This is a genomic window from Mycobacterium sp. SMC-19, assembly GCF_045310815.1.
Classification (GTDB): Bacteria; Actinomycetota; Actinomycetes; order Mycobacteriales; family Mycobacteriaceae; genus Mycobacterium.
Genome location: NZ_JBJIAM010000008.1, coordinates 167177 through 185588, shown reverse-complemented (window position 1 = coordinate 185588; position 18412 = coordinate 167177). Strand labels below are relative to the sequence as shown.

Sequence of the window (18412 nt, the reverse complement as noted above, 5' to 3'; positions counted from 1 at the left end):
TTGATTCGTTGAGGACGTCGTGGCCTTAGCCGGTACTGCCGGTCGATCCGCCGCTGCCGGCGGCGCCGTTGTCGCCGTCGGTCCCGCCGGTGCCCCCCGCACCACTGGATGCGCTCGAGCCGTCGGCGTTCTGGCCACCCGCGCCGCCCCCGCCGGCCGCGCCGCCGCTTCCGCCGACCTCGGCGGTCCCACCGGTCCCGCCCTGGCCGGCAGTCTGGCTGCCGAATGAGGTGCCGCGACTGGTGTTGCCGCCGTCGCCGCCGTCGCCGCCGCTACCGCCTTGACCACCGGAACCACCGTTGCCGCCGGCACCGCCCACGCCGGCCTGACCGGCACCGTCCGCACCGGCGGCCCCCGCGTCACCGCCCTGGCCGCCGATGCCGCCGGATCCGCCGTTACCGCCGTAGCCGCCGTTACCGCCGTTGCCGCCCTGGCCGCCGACCGCGGAGGTGCCGCCGACCGGCGCCGACATGTAGGCCTGTCCGCCGTTTCCGCCGTCGCCGCCATCACCGCCGACGGTGCCGTCGCCGCCGTTGCCGGCCGCGCCACCGACGCCACCGTTGCCGCCCACACCCGACATCGACCCGCCGGCACCGCCGGCACCGCCGGCACCGCCGTTGCCGCCGGTCACACCGCTGACACCGTTGCCACCGTCGCCACCGTTTCCGCCGGTACCACCGTGAGCGCTGCTGGAGCTGCCACCGACGTAGCCGTAGCCGCCGGTACCGCCGTCGCCGCCGTCGCCGGAAACCCCGCCGCTACCGCCGTTGCCGCCCTTGCCGCCAGTGGCCGTCTGGCCCAACCACGCACCGGTGTTGCCCCGGCCGCCGGTGCCACCGTTGCCGCCGTTCTGGATGTGCCCGCCGTTGTTGGCGCTGTTACCCGCGGTGCCATTGCCGCCGACTCCGGCGGTGCAGGAGCTGGTGCCCCCGGTGCTGCCGCAGTCCGATCCGCCGGCGCCGTTGCCGGCCAACGGGTTCGACCCGCCTTCGGTCGGTGCGGCCGGGTTGGTGCCCACCGCGCCCTTACCCCCGGCGCCGCCGTCTCCGCCGTTGCCGTTGCTACCGGCCGCACCACCGAGGCCGCCGTTGCCGCCGGATTGACCGGCGTTGTTGATCACGCCGATTCCGTTACCGCCCGCGCCACCGTTGCCGCCGTTCCCGCCGCCGCCGACCGCGCCGACACCGCCGTGCGCGCCGTCGCCCGCGCTACCGGCCCCGCCGCCGCCGCCCTGCCCGGCCGTGCCGCGTTCCCCACCGGTGCCGCCGTTGCCGCCGTTGCTGGCGTTCGCCGCGGCGCCACCGCCGACACCCTGGCCACCCTGGCCACCGGTGCCGGCGTCACCGGCGGCGCCGCCGCGCCCGCCGGCACCACCGGTTCCGTTGGCGGCGGTGCCGCCCTGGCCGCCCACGCCGCCCTGACCGCCGTTGCCGGCGTCACCGGCGTTGCCGCCGTTCTGGCCGGCAACAGACGCATTGAGCCCGGCACCACCGAGACCGCCCGTGCCGCCCGCACCGCCCTGACCGCCGACGCCGCCATCACCGGCCACGGTGCCGCCGGCACCACCGGTCCCGCCGTTGCCACCGAGTCCGCCGTTGCCACCGTGCGTGCCGGTGCCGGAGGCATCGGTGACCCCGGCCGCCCCGGTAGCACCGGCACCGCCGTTGCCGCCCGCACCGCCGGTGCCGACCGTCCCGGCGTTGCCGCCGTTACCGCCCTGACCACCGACCTGCAGAGTGCCGTCGTACAGGATCTGGCCGGCGCCACCGTTGCCGCCCGCGCCGCCGTTGGAGTGGCCTGCGGCGCCGTCCGCACCATCCGCGGCGTGGCTGCCGTCGGCGCCGGTGCCACCGGCGGCACCCAGGCCGGCCTGCCCGACCGCCCCGCCGTCGCCGCCGTTGCCACCGGTGCCGGCCTCGAAGTCAAGGCCGCCGCCGGCCCCGTCGCCGCCTCGGCCGCCGGTCCCGCCGTTACCGGCCGCGCCACCGGTGCCACCGACCCCACCGGCACCGGCCGCGCCCGCGTTGCCGTTCACCGCGGTGCCGCCGGCACCACCGTTGCCGCCGTGTGCCGCGTTTCCGCCGTCGCCGCCGTCGCGACCGTCGCCGCCGTCGGTGCCCTGGCCCGCGGCATCGGTGGTCCCTGCGGTACCGACGAGTCCGTTGCCGCCGGCACCACCGCTGCCGCCCGCACCACCGGTGCCGCCCGCACCACCGTTGCCGGAGATAGTGCCACCTGCGCCGCCGACCCCGCCGTTTCCACCGGCCGCGCCGTCCCCGCCATTGCTTCCGTCGCCACCGGCGTCCGTGACGCCCGCGTTCCCGGTCGCGCCCGCGCCACCGTCACCACCGACGCCACCGGTTCCGACCGCGCCCGCGTTGCCGCCGGCACCACCGTTACCGCCGGCCTGGGAAGCACCGTTGGACAGCACCTCGCCGGCACCACCGTCGCCACCGGCACCACCGTTGCCGCCGCCGACCGCCGCCGCGCCCGCCACACCACCGGCACGCTGGCTGACACCGTCGCCGCTGAGGCCGCCCTGCGCTGCGGCCCCAGCCTGGCCGGCGCTGCCCGCACTTCCGCCGGCGCCACCGTTGCCGGCGACCAGGTTCAAGCCGCCGCCCGCGCCGCGGCCACCGGCACCACCGTCGCCGCCGTGGCCGGCGTTGCCGCCATTGCCCCCGATCCCGCCGATCCCCGCCTTGCCTGCGGCTCCGTTGACCGCGCTGCCGCCCAGACCGCCCTGACCGCCGACGCCGCCGTTCCCGCCGTTGCCACCGTCGAGGCCGATGCCGCCGTTGCCGCCGTTGCCGCCGCTGCCGACCGCGGCATCGGTGCCCGCGGCGCCGGTCAGGCCGATGGCACCGTTACCGCCGTTGCCGCCGTGGCCGCCGACACCACCGGCGCCGCCGTTGCCGGCGATCGAGCCACCGCTGCCGCCGGCACCACCGACACCACCGATGGCACCGTTGGCGCCGTTCACGCTGTTTACCGAGCCGGTCCCACCGCTGGCGCCCGCGCCGCCATCACCACCGCGGCCACCGTTGCCGATCGATCCGGCGCTGCCACCCTGGCCGCCTGCGCCGCCGACCTGCATGGTGCCGTCGGACAGTTCGCGACCGTCGCCGCCGCGGCCGCCTTCGCCACCGTTACCGCCGCCGCCGATACCGCCGACCGCGCCGGCTGCGCCGTCGTGGCCGGATCCGGCGCCGGTGCCGCCATCGCCACCGGCACCCGCGGTGCCGCGCTCGCCGCCGCTGCCGCCATTGCCGCCGCTGCCGGCGGTCGCACCGTTACCCCCACCGGTGCCCACACCGCCGTTGCCTCCGTTGCCGGCAGCACCCGCGGTGCCGCCCTGGCCGCCGGCCCCACCGTTGCCGTCGGTCGCGTCACCACCGAGGCCCCCGGCTCCGCCGGTGCCGCCGGTACCACCGTTGCCACCGGTTGCGCCGGACGCGCCGCTGCCGGGGGTCACGAACCCGCCGCTACCGCCATTGCCGCCCGCGCCACCGGCACCGCCGCGGCCGCCGGCACCGCCGTCGCCGGAGAGGGTGCCGCCGGCACCGCCCTTACCGCCGACGCCGCCCGCCGCGCCGTTACCGCCGGTCAGTCCATTGCCGCTCGCGTCGCGGCCTCCGGTCGCACCTGCCGCGCCGCTACCGCCGTTGCCGCCCGCGCCACCGGTTCCGATCGCACCCGCGTTGCCGCCGTTGCCGCCGGCACCGCCGGCCTGGACCGTGCCATCGGCCAACACCTGGCCGTTGCCGCCGTTACCGCCTACGCCGCCGATCGCGCTGCCCGCCGCACCCGCGGCTCCGCTGGCGGCCTGGCCGCCGGCACCGATACCGCCGGCGCCACCGTTTCCGGCTCCACCCGCCGTGCCGCCGCTACCGCCATTGCCGCCGTGGCCGGCCACCGCGTTGGCGCCGCCACCGGCGCCGTCGCCGCCGGCACCACCGGTGCCGCCGTTGCCGGCCGCGCCCCCGGCGCCACCGGTGCCACCGACGCCCTGGCCACCCGCGGAGCCGTGCACCGCGGTGCCGCCCGCACCGCCGGCGCCGCCGACGCCACCGCTGCCGCCGTTGCCGCCGACGCTGCTGGTGCTGCCGCCGTCGCCGCCGTTGCCGCCACTTCCAGCGGCCGCATCCACGCCGTCGATTCCGTTGGAGCCGGCACCACCGGCACCGCCGGTTCCACCCACGCCACCGGCACCACCGACGCCGCCGTTACCCGAGATCGAGCCGCCGGCACCCCCCACGCCACCGGCACCGCCGACACCGCCGGTCGCACCGTTGGTGCCGTTACCCGAACCGCTGGTGATCCCGGCCGCGCCGGTCGCCCCGGCACCACCGGTGCCGCCCGCACCGCCGTTGCCGACCGCGCCCGCGTTACCGCCGTGACCGCCCACGCCACCGGCCTGGACCGTGCCATTGGCCAGCAGCTGCCCGGCACCACCGGTACCGCCCACGCCGCCGTCGCCGCCGGTACCCGTCGCGCCCGCTTTGCCGCCTACCGCATGCGCGCCGCCGGCACCCAGGCCGCCGGCGCCACCGGCACCGCCGGCACCCACCGAACCACCATTACCGCCGAGGCCACCCGCGCCGGCCGCGGCGGCCTTGCCACCACCAGCACCCGTGCCGCCCTGGCCGCCGTCGCCCGCGTTACCGCCGGCACCACCGGCACCACCGACACCGCCCGCACCGAATGCACCCGAGGTGCCGTGCGCCGCCGTACCACCGGCACCACCGTTGCCGCCGAGGCCGCCGATGCCGCCCTTGCCACCGTTGCCACCGTTCTCGCCGGTCCCGCCGGTACCACCGGTTCCGGCGGCCGCGTTCTGACCGGCATCGCCGGTCTCCCCGGCCCCGCCGGCGCCGCCGGTGCCACCGGCACCGCCCGCGCCTCCGGCACCGCCGTTACCCGAGACCGATCCACCGGCACCACCGGCACCACCGTTGCCGGCGACACCACCGGCGCCGCCCTGCAAGCCGTTGCCGTTGACGTCGTTGCCGCCCAGGGCACCCGCCGCGCCGTTACCGCCGACGCCACCGTTGCCGCCGTTGCCGGTCGACCCGCCGTCACCGCCCCGACCACCGTTACCGGCGGCCTGGCCCGGGTTGACCGCGCTGAAGCCGGCACCACCGTTGCCGCCATTGCCGCTGACGGTGGCCGCTTCGCCGGCGCTGCCCGCCGCGCCCGCAACGCCGCCGGAGCCGCTGCCCGCCGCGCCGCCCCGACCCTCGGCACCGGCAATACCGGCTTCGCCGCCGCGACCGCCGTTGCCGCCGTTGAGGTGTGCGGCGGTCCCGGCCGCACCGTTACCGCCGTTGCCGCCCGCACCGCTGTCGCCACCGGCACCGCCTGCACCGCCCGATCCGCTGTGGCCCGCGGAGCCGAACAGGCCACCGGCCCCGGCGTCGCCACCGACGCCGCCGTTGCCACCCAGGCCACCGACGCCGCCGTTGGTCCCGGCACCGCCGTTTCCGGTGCCGGCACCGGTGAAGGTGCCCTGCGCGCCATCGGTACCCGCCGTGCCGCTGCCGCCGTCGCCGCCAACGCCGCCCACACCGCCGGACCCGCCGCTGCCGAAGAAGGTGCCGCCACCGCCACCGGCGCCACCAGCACCGCCGACACCACCGTTGCCACCGTCCCGGCCACCGGTGAAGCCGTCACCACCGGCACCACCGACACCACCGACGCCGCCGTTGCTGAAGTACAGCCCGCCCCGGCCCCCGGCGCCGCCGGCCCCGCCGGCCCCGCCGTTGAGGTGCACAGCGGTGCCGTCGCCGCCGACACCACCGTTGCCGCCGTTGCCGCCGCTGCCGAAGAAGAATCCACCGGCGCCACCCGCGCCGCCGGCGCCGCCCGCGCCACCGAACTGCCCGGCCGTACCGTCGGTTCCGTTGCCGCCATTGCCGAAGAGGCCGCCACCGTTGCCGCCCACTCCGGGCGCGCCGTTGATCGGAGCCGGGTCGCTGGTCAGGGCAGCGAAGGTGGCCATGCCGGGCCCGCCGGCCCCGGAGTCGCCGGCCCCGGTGTCACCGGCGCTGCCGGCGTTGCCGCCGTTGCCGAACAACCAACCGGCATTGCCGCCGTTGCCGCTGTAGCCGAAGCCGTTGCCGCCGTCTCCCAACAGCAGGCCGGCGTCACCGCCGTCCGGGTTGTCCGCGGTGCCGTCGGCGCCATTACCGATCAGGTACACCCCGAACATGCCGTTGATCGCACCGTTGACCTGCAGGCCGAGCGGGCTGTTGATCCAGTTCTCGATGCCGGTGTGCACCGGCTCGTAGAACAGCGTGTTGAACAGGTCCGCGAACGGGTCACTGGCGGCTGCGGACACCGGGACCAGCGCGGCGTCCCAGCCGCTGTCGAGCTGAGTGAACAGCGGCGACCAGGAGTCGGCATCGAAGATCGTCTGCCACGACGAGGCGTCGCCCAGGGTGGCGAAGGCATCGCCCAGGCTCTGACCGAAAAGGTCTGAGACCCAGTCCAGCTCGTCGGCATGGGCCGACGGCGCGACGGACAGCGGGGTCATCCCGAATGCCAGGAACGCGCCTACCGCGGTTCCGGCACCGGCGATGCGTTTGCGCCGACGCGCCCCGGCTGCGTTCGCCGTCCGCCGTTCCACACCGTCGCGCTTGCCACCCATTGCTGTTATCCGCCCTTGCTTTTCGTGAAGTGTTGGTTTTTGCCGAGGCCGTCTTCGACCGGCTTAGAAGCCGAACAACCCGCCGAGTTGTCCGATGCTGACGGAGATCAGATCGGTGCCGGAGATGCCCATGTTGGCCAGCAGGCCGTCGAGGTCCAGGCCGCCGAGGCCCAGGTCGTCGATCACGTCGTTGACCGTCAGGCCGTCGAGGCCCAGGCTGGCGACCAACGAGTCGATGGTGACGGCGCCCAGGCCCAGCGAGCTGGCGATGTCGTTCAGGGTGACGCCGCCGAGCAGACGCTGAAGAATCTCGTCCAGGTGGACGCTGTTCAAGTTCAGGTCATCGAGGAGATTGCCGACCTTGGCGCCGCCGAGCAGGCTCTCCAGGAACCCGTCCAGGTGAATGTTGTTCAGGCCCAAGTCGTTTGCGATCGAGCCGAGTGTCATACCGCCCAGCACGTGGTCGAGGAGGCCGCCGATGTCGACGTTGTTCAGGCCGAGGCTGCCCAGCAGCCCGTTGATCGTGACGTCCAGGCCCAACCGGTCGATCACGGTGTCGATGTTCAGGTTGTTCAGGCCCCAGGAGCTGAGCATCGACATCACCGAGATGTTCATCAGACTCGAGAAGCCGTTGTTCAAAAGGTCGCTGAGCGTGACGTTGTCCAGCCCGAGGTTGTGCATGACGGTGTCGAAGGGGGTGCTCAGATTCAGGCCGGTGAGCAGCTCGCTGAGCTTCTCGCCGCCCACACCTGTCGCCCCCAGCAGCTGACCGATGGTGATGTCGGACAGTGGAGTACCGGGCGCCACACCCAGGTTCGGGGCACCGGCGCTGTACAGCCGCTGCAGAGTCTCCAGCAGGCTGTTGGGCCCCATCAAACTGTTGAGGGTCTGGTAGCAGGACACGTTGTACAACCCCGGCAGCAGGGGGCAGGTGACGTCCGGGATGGGGATCGCGCCGTCGGCGAGTTCGAGCAACGTCTTGTCACCCATCCCGGCCTGGGTCAGCAGGTCGGTGAATTTCTGGTCGCCGATCTCGGTGCCTTCGAGCAAGTCACCCAGCGTCATGTCGGCCATCTCCGCGTTCTGCAGCAACTCCGACAGCGACATGTCGTAGCCGGCGCCCTGCAGGATCTCGATCACCAGGTCGCCGACGGTCATACTGCCGGCGCCGCCGCCACCGAACATGCCGCCCAGCAGGCTGTCGATCAGCTCGGCGAGGCTCTGGTCACCGAAACCCGAGGCGTCCAGCAGCGGGTTGATCACGCTGCCGAGCGTCATATCCGCACCACCGAACTGACTGAGCAGATCGGTGATGGTCGCGTCGCCGCCCACCGTGGTGTGAACGAGGTCTTTGAGCGCGTCGCCCAGGGTGAGGTCGCCGACGCCGAGCTGGCCGAGCAAGCCGGTGATGCTGGTGTCCGTCATCCCGGCGGAGTGCAGCAGTCCGGTCGCCAACTCGCCCACCGTCTGGTCGCCGAGGCCGAACTGGTCGAGCAGCCCGGCCAGGGACGGGTTGCCGATGCCGGCCTGACCGAGCAGGCCGGTCAGCACCTCGGCGATCGACTTGTCTCCCAGGCCCACCTGGTCAGCCAGGCCGGAGATCGTCGGGTTCCCGATACCCATCACGTCGAGCAGGTTGGCCGCCAGATCCGCGATCGGCTGGTCGCCGATCCCGAATTCGGACAGCAGCGCGGTGACGCTCAGGTGCCCGAAGCCCAGGCTGTCGAGCAGGCCGGTCAGCAGGCCCTCCACCGACTCGTCGCCGATGCCGAACTGGCCGAGGACGTCGCCGAGCGTCGTGTTTCCGACGCCGGCCAGGTCCACCAACTGGCCCAGTTGCAGGTCAACGGTCGCCGTGTGTGGTGCGACGAACAGCCCGTTGAACAGCGGGATGTTCATCCCCGCCACGTCGATGCCGGCCGTACCGAACAGGAAGGCGTTGATCAGCGTGCCCGGCGCGTTGAGCAGGATCATGAACGCGTTGCCCGGGTCGGCGGCGAGCTGATCCATGATGTCGTTCCACGCGTTGTTCAGCGTGATGAACGGGCCGATCATCGCCAGCAGGTTGTGCAGCGTGGAACCCAGCTCGATGTTGATCTGCGCCGGCAGTGGTACCGCGTTGACGGTGATCGTCGGCAGCAGTCCCCAGCTGGTCAGCAGGCCGGTGACGTCGTTCGCCGGGTCGGCGGTCAGCGTCACCGAGTGCTGCTGCGCAGCAAAGGACGTCGGGGCGGCGGGCATCGGCGCCACCGACGGCACGACGGCGATCAGTCCGGCGCCGACGACGGCGATCCCGGGCGTGAGGTAGGGGCGAAGGGTCTGCAGCATCAGGTTTCTCCGAGTCGATTCGGTGGATGGGGGCGGTTACACGCCGCCGAATAGCGAGGCGAAGAATCCGCCGAAATCGCCGAGATGGGTGTTGATGAGCACCATGTCGGACAGGCCGAACTGGTCCAGCAGGTCGTTGAGGGTGTCACTGCCCAGGCCCATGTTGGTGAGCATCGAGTTCAACGTTCCGTCGCCGAACAGGTCACCAAGCAGCTCGTCCAGCTCGGTGGTGGCGAGTTCGAAGCTGCTCAGCAGATCGGCGATGGTCTGTCCGCCCAGGAAGCCGCCGACCAGCGTGTCCAAGTCGGTGGTGGCGAAGCCCAGACCGCCCAGCACTGAGCCCAGTGACATGTCGCCCAGCAGGCTGTGCAGCAGCGCGTCGAGGTGGGTGTTGCCCAGGTCAGTGGTACCGAGCAACGAGCCCAAGGTCTGGCCGCTGAAGATGCCGTCGAGCAGGTCACTCAGATGCTGGTTACCGATACCCGCGTCGTTGAGCAGCTGCCCCAAGGTGCCGGTGCCCAGCAGGTTGCCCAGCATCTCGTTGAGGGTGGTGTCGTTCAGCCCCATGTCGGTGAGCAGCTGGCCCAGGCTGGAGTTGTCCAGACCGAAGCTGGCGACCAGCTCGTCGAGCGTCTGGGTGTTCATGCCCATGCCGGTGAGCACCGAGCTCAGGGTCATCGAGAGGTTGGCTTCGATCAGATCGCTGAGCTTCTGGTCGGCCATCGGCCCGAGCAGCTGGGCGATGGTCTGATCGGCCATGCCCTGGTCCGCCAGGATGCTGTTGATCGTGTTGGCGTTGAGGCCGTCGATCATGCCCTGGCCGCCGATCTTGTCGGCGACGGTGTCACCGCCGGTGGCCCAGATCAGGTTGTTCAGGGTCAGGCCGCCGAAGCCGAGGTTGCTGAAGATGGTGCCCAGCGAGACGTTGCCCAGGTGGGCGGCGTCGACGATGTTCTGCATGGTCAGGCCGCCCAGCCCGGCGGCGTTGACCAGATCGCCGACGGTGGCGTCGCCCAGGCCGGCGCCGCCGAGGAAGTCGACGGCCAGCGAGCCCACGCTGACGTCGCCCAGGCCCATCGCGTCGATGAGGTCCAGCGGGGTCCGTTGACCCAGGTCCAGCGCGTCGAGCACCTTGGGCAGGAGGTCGCCGATCGACAGGTCAGCCAGGCCCAGCGAGTTGAGTAGATCGACCGGGGTCCGCTGACCCAGGCCGAGACCGTCGAGGAGGCTGGCGGCCAGGTCGGAGACCGGCTGGTCGGCAAAGCCGAGCTGGTCGAGCAGGCCGGTGACGGTCGGGTCGCCGATGCCGGCCGCGTCGAGCACCGCCAGCAGTGCACCCGAGACCGACTGGTCGGCCAGGCCGACGTTGCCCAGCAGATCGCCGAGCGTCGGGTTGCCGATGCCGATCGCATCGAGCACCTTCGTGCCCAGATCCGCCACCGACTCGTCGCTGAGTCCGACGTTGCCCAGGATGTCGATCAGGTTCTTGTGCCCCAGGCCCATGGCGTCGAGCAGTCCGGTGGCGAGCTGCGCGGCAGACTGCGACCCGATACCGATCGCGTTGATCAGGTCCAGCGGGGTCTGGTCGCCCAGCCCCACCCCGTCGAGCAGGCTGGTGAGCATCGACCCGATCGGCAGGTCGCCGATCCCGATTCCGGACAGGATCGTGGTCAGGCTCTTCTCGCCGAGGTTCACCGTGTCCAGCACCTGGCTGAGGGTGATCTCGAGGTCGAAGGACTGCGGACCCGCCAGCAGGCCGTTGAACGCCGGGACGGTGATCCCGAAGAATTCGATGGTGTTGGTGCCGTTGAGCCACGCGTTGAGCAGGGTGGCCGGCGCGTTGAACAGGATGCTCAGCGTGTTGGCAGGGTCGATGGCGATCGCGGCCCAGATCTCGTTCCACGCGTTGGCGACAGTGACGAACGGTGCGACCGACGACAACAGCAGCCCGAGTTCCGACGGCAGCATCCCGGAGTCCACGTGCTGGCCCAGGTTGGCCAGGTTGGTGGCCGTGTTGCTGAACAGTTGATCCCAGGTGACCAACACGTCGGACGTGTTGGCCATCAACCGCAGGTTCGACGGTTGCTGGACCGGCGCGAGATCCGGCCGTGGCGCCGGCGAGGTATGCAAGCTCACCTGCGGGATCGGCACAGCAGTGACGCTGACGAGACCGGCACCTACCAGGGCGACGCCCGTCGTGGCGTAGGGACGAAGTAACTGCTGCATCGGGAGTTTCTTCCATCTCGGGGGATCAAACTTTCGCGACAGTACATGAGAAGCGTCACATTTCAAATAGGGAACTCTCAGGCTCACAGACGCAATTCTTCGATTGGCGAAAGACAACGTCTGTAGTCAAAATAACGACAACAGACGTAGTCAGAGAATTGACAACATTTTGCGATTGCATTTCACAACAAGTCTGTTGATAGACGCATTGCACCTGTTCACAGCGACAACATGCGTAGTCAGAATTAGACAACGTACGTAGTCAATACCGCCCCTCCGATAGTCGGGGCGGCGTCAAGACTTCGAGCCCGGCACCGGCAATCAGGGCAAATGGACCGCGCCGTCGACGCTTGCCATTCCCTAGCGATACTGATAATTCGCTGAGGGATCGTACATCACCGCAGCATATTCGGCGGACAACTGTCCGCCGACGAGCTACTGACCATTCCGCCGCGGCGGGTGCAGCGTCACCTTTGCGATGACACCCAGGGTCGCGGTTCCGGCACCGTTCGCCAGCCGCATTGCCGTCACCGAGGGGCGTGGGACGAGTTCGTCGATCCGACGCAGCAAGACAGTTTGCTGGACGGTACCCGCGGTACCGTCAACTTGACGCCCGCCGGGGATGCGCCGGTGTCTAGTCCGATTCGCGGCGCTGGCGTGCCAGCCTGCCCACGAACCGGGCCAGGCCGAGTGCCATCTGCTGCTTGGCGGCCGTTCCCGGTTCGGGTGCCGGGGGCAGCGGAGCGTTCCACTGGGCGAGAGCCGCCAGCTCACCCGCGCTGAACTTCTCCCGGCACGCGGCCCGCTGGATCTTGCCGCTGGATGTGGTGGGAATGCTCATGGGCCTGACCAGGAGCACGTCGTGCACCTCGGTCCGGTGGTGGCGCAGGACCGCGTCGCGGATCGCGGTCAGCACACCGTGGGTATCGGTGTCGGTCATCCGGTGTCGCTGCACCTCTTGGACCACCACGAGCCGTTCACCGGCGAACGGATCCCCGCGCTCGCCGGTGATCGCGAACACGGCGCCGCGGCCGGGCAGCAACACCGAGTCGCAGCCCTGCACGGTGCGCTCGATGTCGTTGGGGTAGTGAACGACGTCGCCCAGCACGACCAGGTCTTTACAGCGACCGGTGACGAACAGTTCACCGTGATGCAGGAATCCGCGGTCCCCGGTGCGCAGGAACGGGCCGTCAAACTCTTGGCCACTGTCAGCCAGGTACGCGGCGAAGGTCTGCTCGGTCTCCGTGCTACGCCGCCAATATCCTTGCCCGACGCTGGGTCCGGCGACCCAGATCTCCCCGACTCCGTCGGCGTCGCACTCGATTCGGGTTTCCGGGTCGACGATGATGACCCGCTGGCCGCCCCGCGGCCGCCCGCAGCCGACCACCGCGGCTGCGAGCGGATCATCCGGAGCGGCTTCGACAACCCGGTCTTCACCGAGCGCACCGCGATCGACGTGCACGACCACCGGCAGCGGCGAATCCGATCCACCGGACACTCCCAGCGTCGCCTCCGCCAGTCCGTACACCGGCAGAAACGTCTCGGGGGCGAATCCGGCCGGCGCGAACGCCTCCGAGAATGCCTGCAGCGATTCGGGATTCACCGGTTCGCCGCCGTTGAGGGCGACCTGCCAGTTGGACAGATCGAGCGCCGCGCGCTCGGCCGACGTGCTGCGCTTGACACACCAGTCGTAGGCGAAGTTGGGTGCGCCGGAGATGACGGCCCCGTGCCGGGACATCGCCTCGAGCCAGCGCATGGGGCGCATCAGGAAGGCGCCCGGCGACATCACCACCGTGGTCGTCCCGACGTACAGCGTCATCAGGACACCGCCGATGAGGCCCAGGTCGTGGTACTGCGGCAGCCAGGTCACCGAACCCACCGGGCGATGGAACACCGGGTTGTCCGGCGCGGGGTTCCAGGTCTGGCGGACGGTCTCCAGGTTGTGCATGAAGTTGCCGTGGGTCAGCACCACACCCTTGGGCGCCTTGGTGGTTCCGGAGGTGTATTGAATCGCCGCAACGGTCGCCGCGGTCACCGGCGGCAGCGCCCAACGGTCGGCAGCGGACTCGTCGCCGCTCAATTCTTCGGTGGCGAACCACTGCAGCGGCGCTAAGCCCGCCGCCTGGGCTGCGCGGTCCGCCGCGGCGCGGATCCCCTCTTGGGTTTTCGTGGTGGCCAAGGCAATTTCGGCGCGCGCATCGGGCACGATTGCCTCGATCCGCGCCGAGGTCCACTGCGCGTCCACCGGAATCGCGATGGCGCGGGCATACAGGCAACCGAAGAAGGCGACGATGCTGTCCAGGCCCGGGCGGCAGAAGATCAATACTCGCTGGCCCGCCGCCCCGTGCTGCTGCAGACCGGCGGCGACGGCCCGGGCCCGACGGTCCAGCTCGCGATAGCTCAGCCGGTCGTGTTCGTCGTCGCCCTCCGGGCAGAACCGGAAGGCGACCTTGTCGTCGTGGCGGTCGGCCTGCTGCGCAAGCAGGTCCACCAACGTAAATGCGCTGGGCTCTGTCGTTGACATCGCCCAGCGCACCTACGGATCGAACGGATTTACTGCTGCTGAATTACTGCTGCTGGCAGAGGTTGTCCAGGACGTCGATCTGACCGCGCAGCTGGTCGCGCAGCGGCTGCTGGACGGCGTCCTCGGGCGAGTGCCCAGCCAGGTAGTTGATGCTCAGCGACTCGAGGGTGTCGGCCATGTCGCCAACGGCCTTCGACAGGTCGGCCGGGGTGGCCGGGTTGGCCTCGAGGTTCTGGTGCAGGAAGGCGCCACCGGCGAACAGCGAAAGCCGCGCGTTGGTGCCGACCGCCAGGTCACCGGCCAGGTCGCCCGGGACCGGGTTCTGCAGGTTGGTGTTGAACTGGGTGCCCTGCCGCACGACGCCCTGCGCCTCGCAGATCTTGCCCTTGGCGTCGGCACGCTGGTCGTCCGAGAACTTCTGGCTCGTCGACGGGTGGAACCAGCCGAAGATGGCCAAGACGATGCCGATCACGGCCAGCGCCAGCGCGGCGATCGTGGGCACCGACAACGCCGACGACGAGGTGGAAGATTGCGGAAAACCCGCGGTCTTGGGCTTGGCAGAGGAGGATTCGCTCGCAGAAGTCTCAGGCATTGCGCGATCGTAGCGGGACAGATCGCATTAGTCACGCTGAACCGGGATCCGGCGCGTTGGCGGTACCCTCATGTGCGATGTTGAGCACCGAGTTGCAGACCACAACGCGCCGCCTCACCGGCTGGGGCCGCACCGCGCCGAGCGTGGCGCAGGTGTTGTCGACCCCGGATGTCGAAATCATCGCCAAGGCGGTGGCTCGCTCGGCCGACGACGGAAGTCGCGGCGTGATCGCCCGCGGCCTGGGCCGTTCGTATGGCGACAACGCCCAAAACGGCGGCGGCCTGGTGATCGACATGACCGCGTTGAACCGGATCCACTCGATCTCCTCTGACCGCGGCGTCGTCGACGTCGACGGCGGGGTGAGCCTGGATCAGTTGATGAAGGCGGCATTGCCGTTCGGGTTGTGGGTGCCGGTGCTGCCGGGGACTCGCCAGGTCACCATCGGTGGGGCGATCGCCTGCGACATCCACGGCAAGAACCACCACAGCGAGGGCAGCTTCGGCAACCACGTGGTGTCGATGGAGTTGCTGACCGCCGACGGCTCGGTGCGCCAGCTGACACCCGACGGCCCCGAGGCTGCATTGTTCTGGGCCACGGTCGGCGGCAACGGCCTGACCGGGATCATCCTGCGCGCCACGATTGCCATGACGCCGACCGAGACGGCGTACTTCATCAACGACGGCGACAACACCGCAACTCTCGATGAGACCATCGCCTTTCACAGCGACGGCAGCGAAGCCAACTACACCTATTCCAGTGCGTGGTTCGACGCGATCAGCCCGCCACCGAAACTGGGCCGCGCCACCATCACCCGCGGGCGCCTGGCCCTGCGCGACGAGCTGCCGGCCAAGCTGGCCCGCAACCCGCTGAAGTTCGACGCGCCGCAGTTGATGACGGTGCCCGACATCTTCCCCAACGGGTTGATGAACAAGTTGAGCCTGAGCGCCATCGGCGAGCTGTACTACCGCCGCGGCGGCCACTATCGCGGCAAGGTGCAGAACCTGACGCAGTTCTATCACCCGCTCGATCTGCTGGGTGAGTGGAACCGCGGCTACGGTCCGGCCGGCTTCGCCCAGTACCAGTTCCTGGTGCCCACCGAGGCCGTCGAGGAGTTCAAGAGCATCATCATCGACATCCAGGCCAGCGGGCACTACTCGGCGCTCAACGTGTTCAAGCTGTTCGGACCGGGGAATGAGGCGCCGCTGAGCTTCCCGATGCCCGGCTGGAACGTGTGCCTGGACTTCCCGATGAAACCCGGCGTCAACGAGCTGCTCAACTCCCTCGACCGCCGGGTGCTGGAGTTCGGCGGTCGGCTCTACACCGCCAAGGACTCCCGCACCACCGCGGAGAATTTCCACGCCATGTACCCGCGTATCGACGAGTGGATCGCGGTGCGACGCAAGGTCGATCCCGACGGGATCTTCGCCTCCGATATGGCCCGACGTTTGGAGCTGCTCTAGATGGTGTTCGACGCGACCGGTAATCCCCAGTCGATTCTGCTGCTGGGCGGCACGTCCGAGATCGGTTTGGCGATCTGTGCGCGCTACCTGCGCAACGCCTCGGCCAGCGTGGTGCTGGCCTGCCTGCCCGGTGACCCCGGCCGCGACGGCGCCGTGGCGGCGATGGAGGCGGCCGGCGCCAAGTCGGTGCGGATCGTCGACTTCGACGCGCTGGACACCGCAAGCCACCCGGCGATGATCGACTCCGCGTTCTCGGGCGGCGATATAGATGTGGCGATCGTGGCGTTCGGCATGGACGCAGATGCCGAGGAGCTCTGGCACAACCAGGCCAAGGCGGTGCAGGTCGCCGGGATCAACTACACCGCAGCGGTTTCGGTGGGCGTATTGCTCGCGGGCAATATGGGCGCCCAGGGCTTCGGCCAGATCATCGCGATGAGCTCGGTGGCCGGTGAGCGGGTTCGCCGGACCAACTTCGTCTACGGCTCCACCAAGGCCGGGCTCGACGGCTTCTATCTCGGCCTGGGCGAGGCGCTTCGCGAAGACGGGGTGCGGGTGCTGGTGATCCGGCCCGGCCAGGTGCGCACCCGGTTCTCCGCGCACGTCAAGGAAGCCCCGTTGACCGTCGATAAGGAAGACGTCGCCGAACTGGCGGTGGCCGCGGCCGCCAAGGGCAAGGAGATCGTCTGGGCGCCAGGGGCGTTCCGCTACGTCATGATGGTGCTTCGGCACGTCCCGCGGGCGATCTTCCGCCGGCTGCCCATCTGATGCGCACCGCGCTGACCACCGTCGGTCAGATGATGCTGGCCGCCACGCTGGCCGTCGTCGTCGCGGTGGTCGCGCTGATGGCGATCGCCCGGGTGCAGTGGCCCGCGTATCCGTCGTCGAACCAACTGCATGCGCTGACCACCGTCGGGCAGGTCGGCTGCCTGGCCGGGCTGGCCGCGGCGGCCATGCTGTGGCGACGCGGCCGGCAGACGTTGGGCTGGCTGGCCGCGGTGGTGTTCACCAGCGCGTTCTCGGTGGTCACGCTGGCGATGCCGCTGGGGGCCACCAAGCTCTACCTGTTCGGGATCTCGGTGGACCAGCAGTTCCGCACCGAATACCTGACCCGGCTGACCGACAGTCCCGCATTGGCCGACATGACCTACCTCGGACTGCCGCCGTTCTACCCGCCGGGCTGGTTCTGGCTCGGCGGGCGGGCCGCGGCCTGGACCGGCCTGCCGGCCTGGGAGATGTACAAGCCGTGGGCCATCACCTCGATCGCCGTCGCGGTCGCGGTCGCGCTGGTGCTGTGGAACAAGCTGATCCGCTTCGAGTACGCGCTGCTGGTCACCATCGCCGGGGCCGCGGTGACGCTGGCCTACAGCTCCCCGGAGCCCTACGCGGCGATGATCACCGTGCTGCTGCCCCCGGTGCTGGTCCTGACCTGGTCGGGTCTGCGGGCGTCCGGTCGCGGCTGGGGAGCCATCGTCGGCGCCGGTGTCTTCCTGGGCTTCGCCGCCACCTTCTACACCCTGCTGGTGGCCTACACCGCATTCACGGTGACGCTGATGGCGGTGGTGCTGGCGGCGTCCCGGACGATCAAACGCGCCGGCGCCAAGGCCGCGCTGAGCCCGCTGGGGCGGCTGGCGGTGATCGGCGTGATCGCCGTTGCCATCGCGTCGATCACCTGGACGCCCTACCTGCGGCAGGCGCTGTACCACCCGCCCGGCGAGTCCCGCAGCGCCTTCCACTACCTGCCCGGCGACGGCGCGGAGCTGAGCTTCCCGATGCTGCAGTTCACGCTGCTCGGCGCGCTGTGTCTGCTGGGCACGGTGTGGCTGGTGGCGCGGGCCACCAAGTCAACCCGCGCCGGGGCGCTGGCGGTCGGCGTCGTCGGCGTCTACCTGTGGTCACTGCTGTCGATGCTCTCGACCCTGGCCCTCACCACCCTGCTGAGCTTCCGGCTCCAGCCGACGCTGACGGTGCTGCTGGCCACCGCCGGAGTGTTCGGCTTCGTCGAGGGCGCCCAGGCGCTCGGCCGGGCCGCGCAGGGCTGGCACACCATCGTCTACCCGGTCGCGACCGCGGTGGGGTTGGCCGGGGCGCTCGCGTTCAGCCAGGACATTCCCGAGGTGCTGCGGCCCGACATCACCGTCGCCTACACCGACACCGACGGCCACGGCGACCGCGGCGACCGACGCGCACCGGGGGCCGCGAAGTATTACGAGGCCGTCGATGCGGCCATCACGAAGGCCACCGGTAAGGCTCGCAACCAGACCGTGGTGCTCACCGCCGACTACAGCTTCCTGTCCTACTACCCCTACTGGGGCTTCCAGGGGCTGACGCCGCACTACGCCAACCCGCTGGCGCAGTTCTCCGCGCGCGCCGCCGCGATCGAGGCCTGGTCCAAGCTCGAGACCTCGGAGCAGTTCACCCGCGCGCTCGACGACTTGGCGTGGCCGGCGCCGACGGTGTTTCTGATGCGCCCCGGCGCCGGCGACACCTACACGCTGCGGCTGGCCAAGGACGTTTACCCCAACCATCCCAACGTGCGGCGCTACACCGTAGAGCTCGATGCGGCCCTGTTCGCCGGGCCGCAGTTCCACGTGCAGAAGATCGGCCCGTTCGTGCTTGCCATCCGCACCTGACGG

At 70.7% G+C, this 18412-nt stretch carries 8 protein-coding genes; 3 read left to right on the top strand and 5 right to left on the bottom strand.

What is annotated here, in order from left to right; genetic code table 11:
• Nucleotides 1–25 precede the first annotated feature (25 nt).
• The 5 genes from ACJH5R_RS18185 to ACJH5R_RS18165 form a co-directional block, all read right to left on the bottom strand.
• Nucleotides 26–6649, bottom strand: a complete 6624-nt coding sequence (locus ACJH5R_RS18185) for a PE family protein (protein WP_406782527.1) — start codon at nt 6647–6649, stop codon at nt 26–28.
• Between the two features lie 63 nt (nt 6650–6712).
• Nucleotides 6713–8977 (bottom strand): hypothetical protein, encoded by a 2265-nt coding sequence (locus ACJH5R_RS18180; protein ID WP_406782526.1) that lies wholly within the window; start codon nt 8975–8977, stop codon nt 6713–6715.
• Between the two features lie 36 nt (nt 8978–9013).
• The gene (locus ACJH5R_RS18175) at nt 9014–11203 is read right to left on the bottom strand and encodes a hypothetical protein (protein WP_406782525.1); all 2190 of its coding nucleotides are present in this window, start codon (nt 11201–11203) and stop codon (nt 9014–9016) included.
• 634 nt (nt 11204–11837) lie between these two features.
• Nucleotides 11838–13727, bottom strand: coding sequence for a fatty acyl-AMP ligase (locus ACJH5R_RS18170; RefSeq protein WP_406782524.1), 1890 nt, complete (start codon nt 13725–13727; stop codon nt 11838–11840).
• 43 nt (nt 13728–13770) lie between these two features.
• Complete coding sequence (locus ACJH5R_RS18165; protein ID WP_406756721.1) at nt 13771–14319, bottom strand: hypothetical protein; 549 nt, start codon at nt 14317–14319, stop codon at nt 13771–13773.
• Nucleotides 14320–14396: 77 nt separating this feature from the next.
• On the opposite strand from ACJH5R_RS18165, the gene ACJH5R_RS18160 reads away from it, so the two are divergent.
• Genes ACJH5R_RS18160 through ACJH5R_RS18150 form a run of 3 tightly spaced genes read left to right on the top strand, consistent with a single transcriptional unit; the run spans nt 14397 to nt 18409 of the window.
• Entirely contained in the window at nt 14397–15779 is a 1383-nt protein-coding gene (locus tag ACJH5R_RS18160) for an FAD-binding protein (RefSeq protein ID WP_406756720.1), read from the top strand.
• The gene (locus ACJH5R_RS18155; protein ID WP_406782523.1) at nt 15780–16544 is read left to right on the top strand and encodes a decaprenylphospho-beta-D-erythro-pentofuranosid-2-ulose 2-reductase; all 765 of its coding nucleotides are present in this window, start codon (nt 15780–15782) and stop codon (nt 16542–16544) included.
• Nucleotides 16544–18409: a galactan 5-O-arabinofuranosyltransferase gene (locus ACJH5R_RS18150; RefSeq protein WP_406782522.1), complete on the top strand. Its 1866-nt coding sequence runs from the start codon at nt 16544–16546 to the stop codon at nt 18407–18409. Before ACJH5R_RS18155 ends, ACJH5R_RS18150 begins: the two co-directional genes overlap by 1 nt.
• Nucleotides 18410–18412: the final 3 nt, after the last annotated feature.

Coding starts and splice junctions, on each gene's coding strand:
- ACJH5R_RS18170 (WP_406782524.1), bottom strand. CDS start 13,727: ATGTCAACGACAGAGCCCAGCGCATTTACGTTGGTGGACCTGCTTGCG.
- ACJH5R_RS18160 (WP_406756720.1), top strand. CDS start 14,397: ATGTTGAGCACCGAGTTGCAGACCACAACGCGCCGCCTCACCGGCTGG.
- ACJH5R_RS18185 (WP_406782527.1), bottom strand. CDS start 6,649: ATGGGTGGCAAGCGCGACGGTGTGGAACGGCGGACGGCGAACGCAGCC.
- ACJH5R_RS18165 (WP_406756721.1), bottom strand. CDS start 14,319: ATGCCTGAGACTTCTGCGAGCGAATCCTCCTCTGCCAAGCCCAAGACC.
- ACJH5R_RS18155 (WP_406782523.1), top strand. CDS start 15,780: ATGGTGTTCGACGCGACCGGTAATCCCCAGTCGATTCTGCTGCTGGGC.
- ACJH5R_RS18175 (WP_406782525.1), bottom strand. CDS start 11,203: ATGCAGCAGTTACTTCGTCCCTACGCCACGACGGGCGTCGCCCTGGTA.
- ACJH5R_RS18180 (WP_406782526.1), bottom strand. CDS start 8,977: ATGCTGCAGACCCTTCGCCCCTACCTCACGCCCGGGATCGCCGTCGTC.
- ACJH5R_RS18150 (WP_406782522.1), top strand. CDS start 16,544: ATGCGCACCGCGCTGACCACCGTCGGTCAGATGATGCTGGCCGCCACG.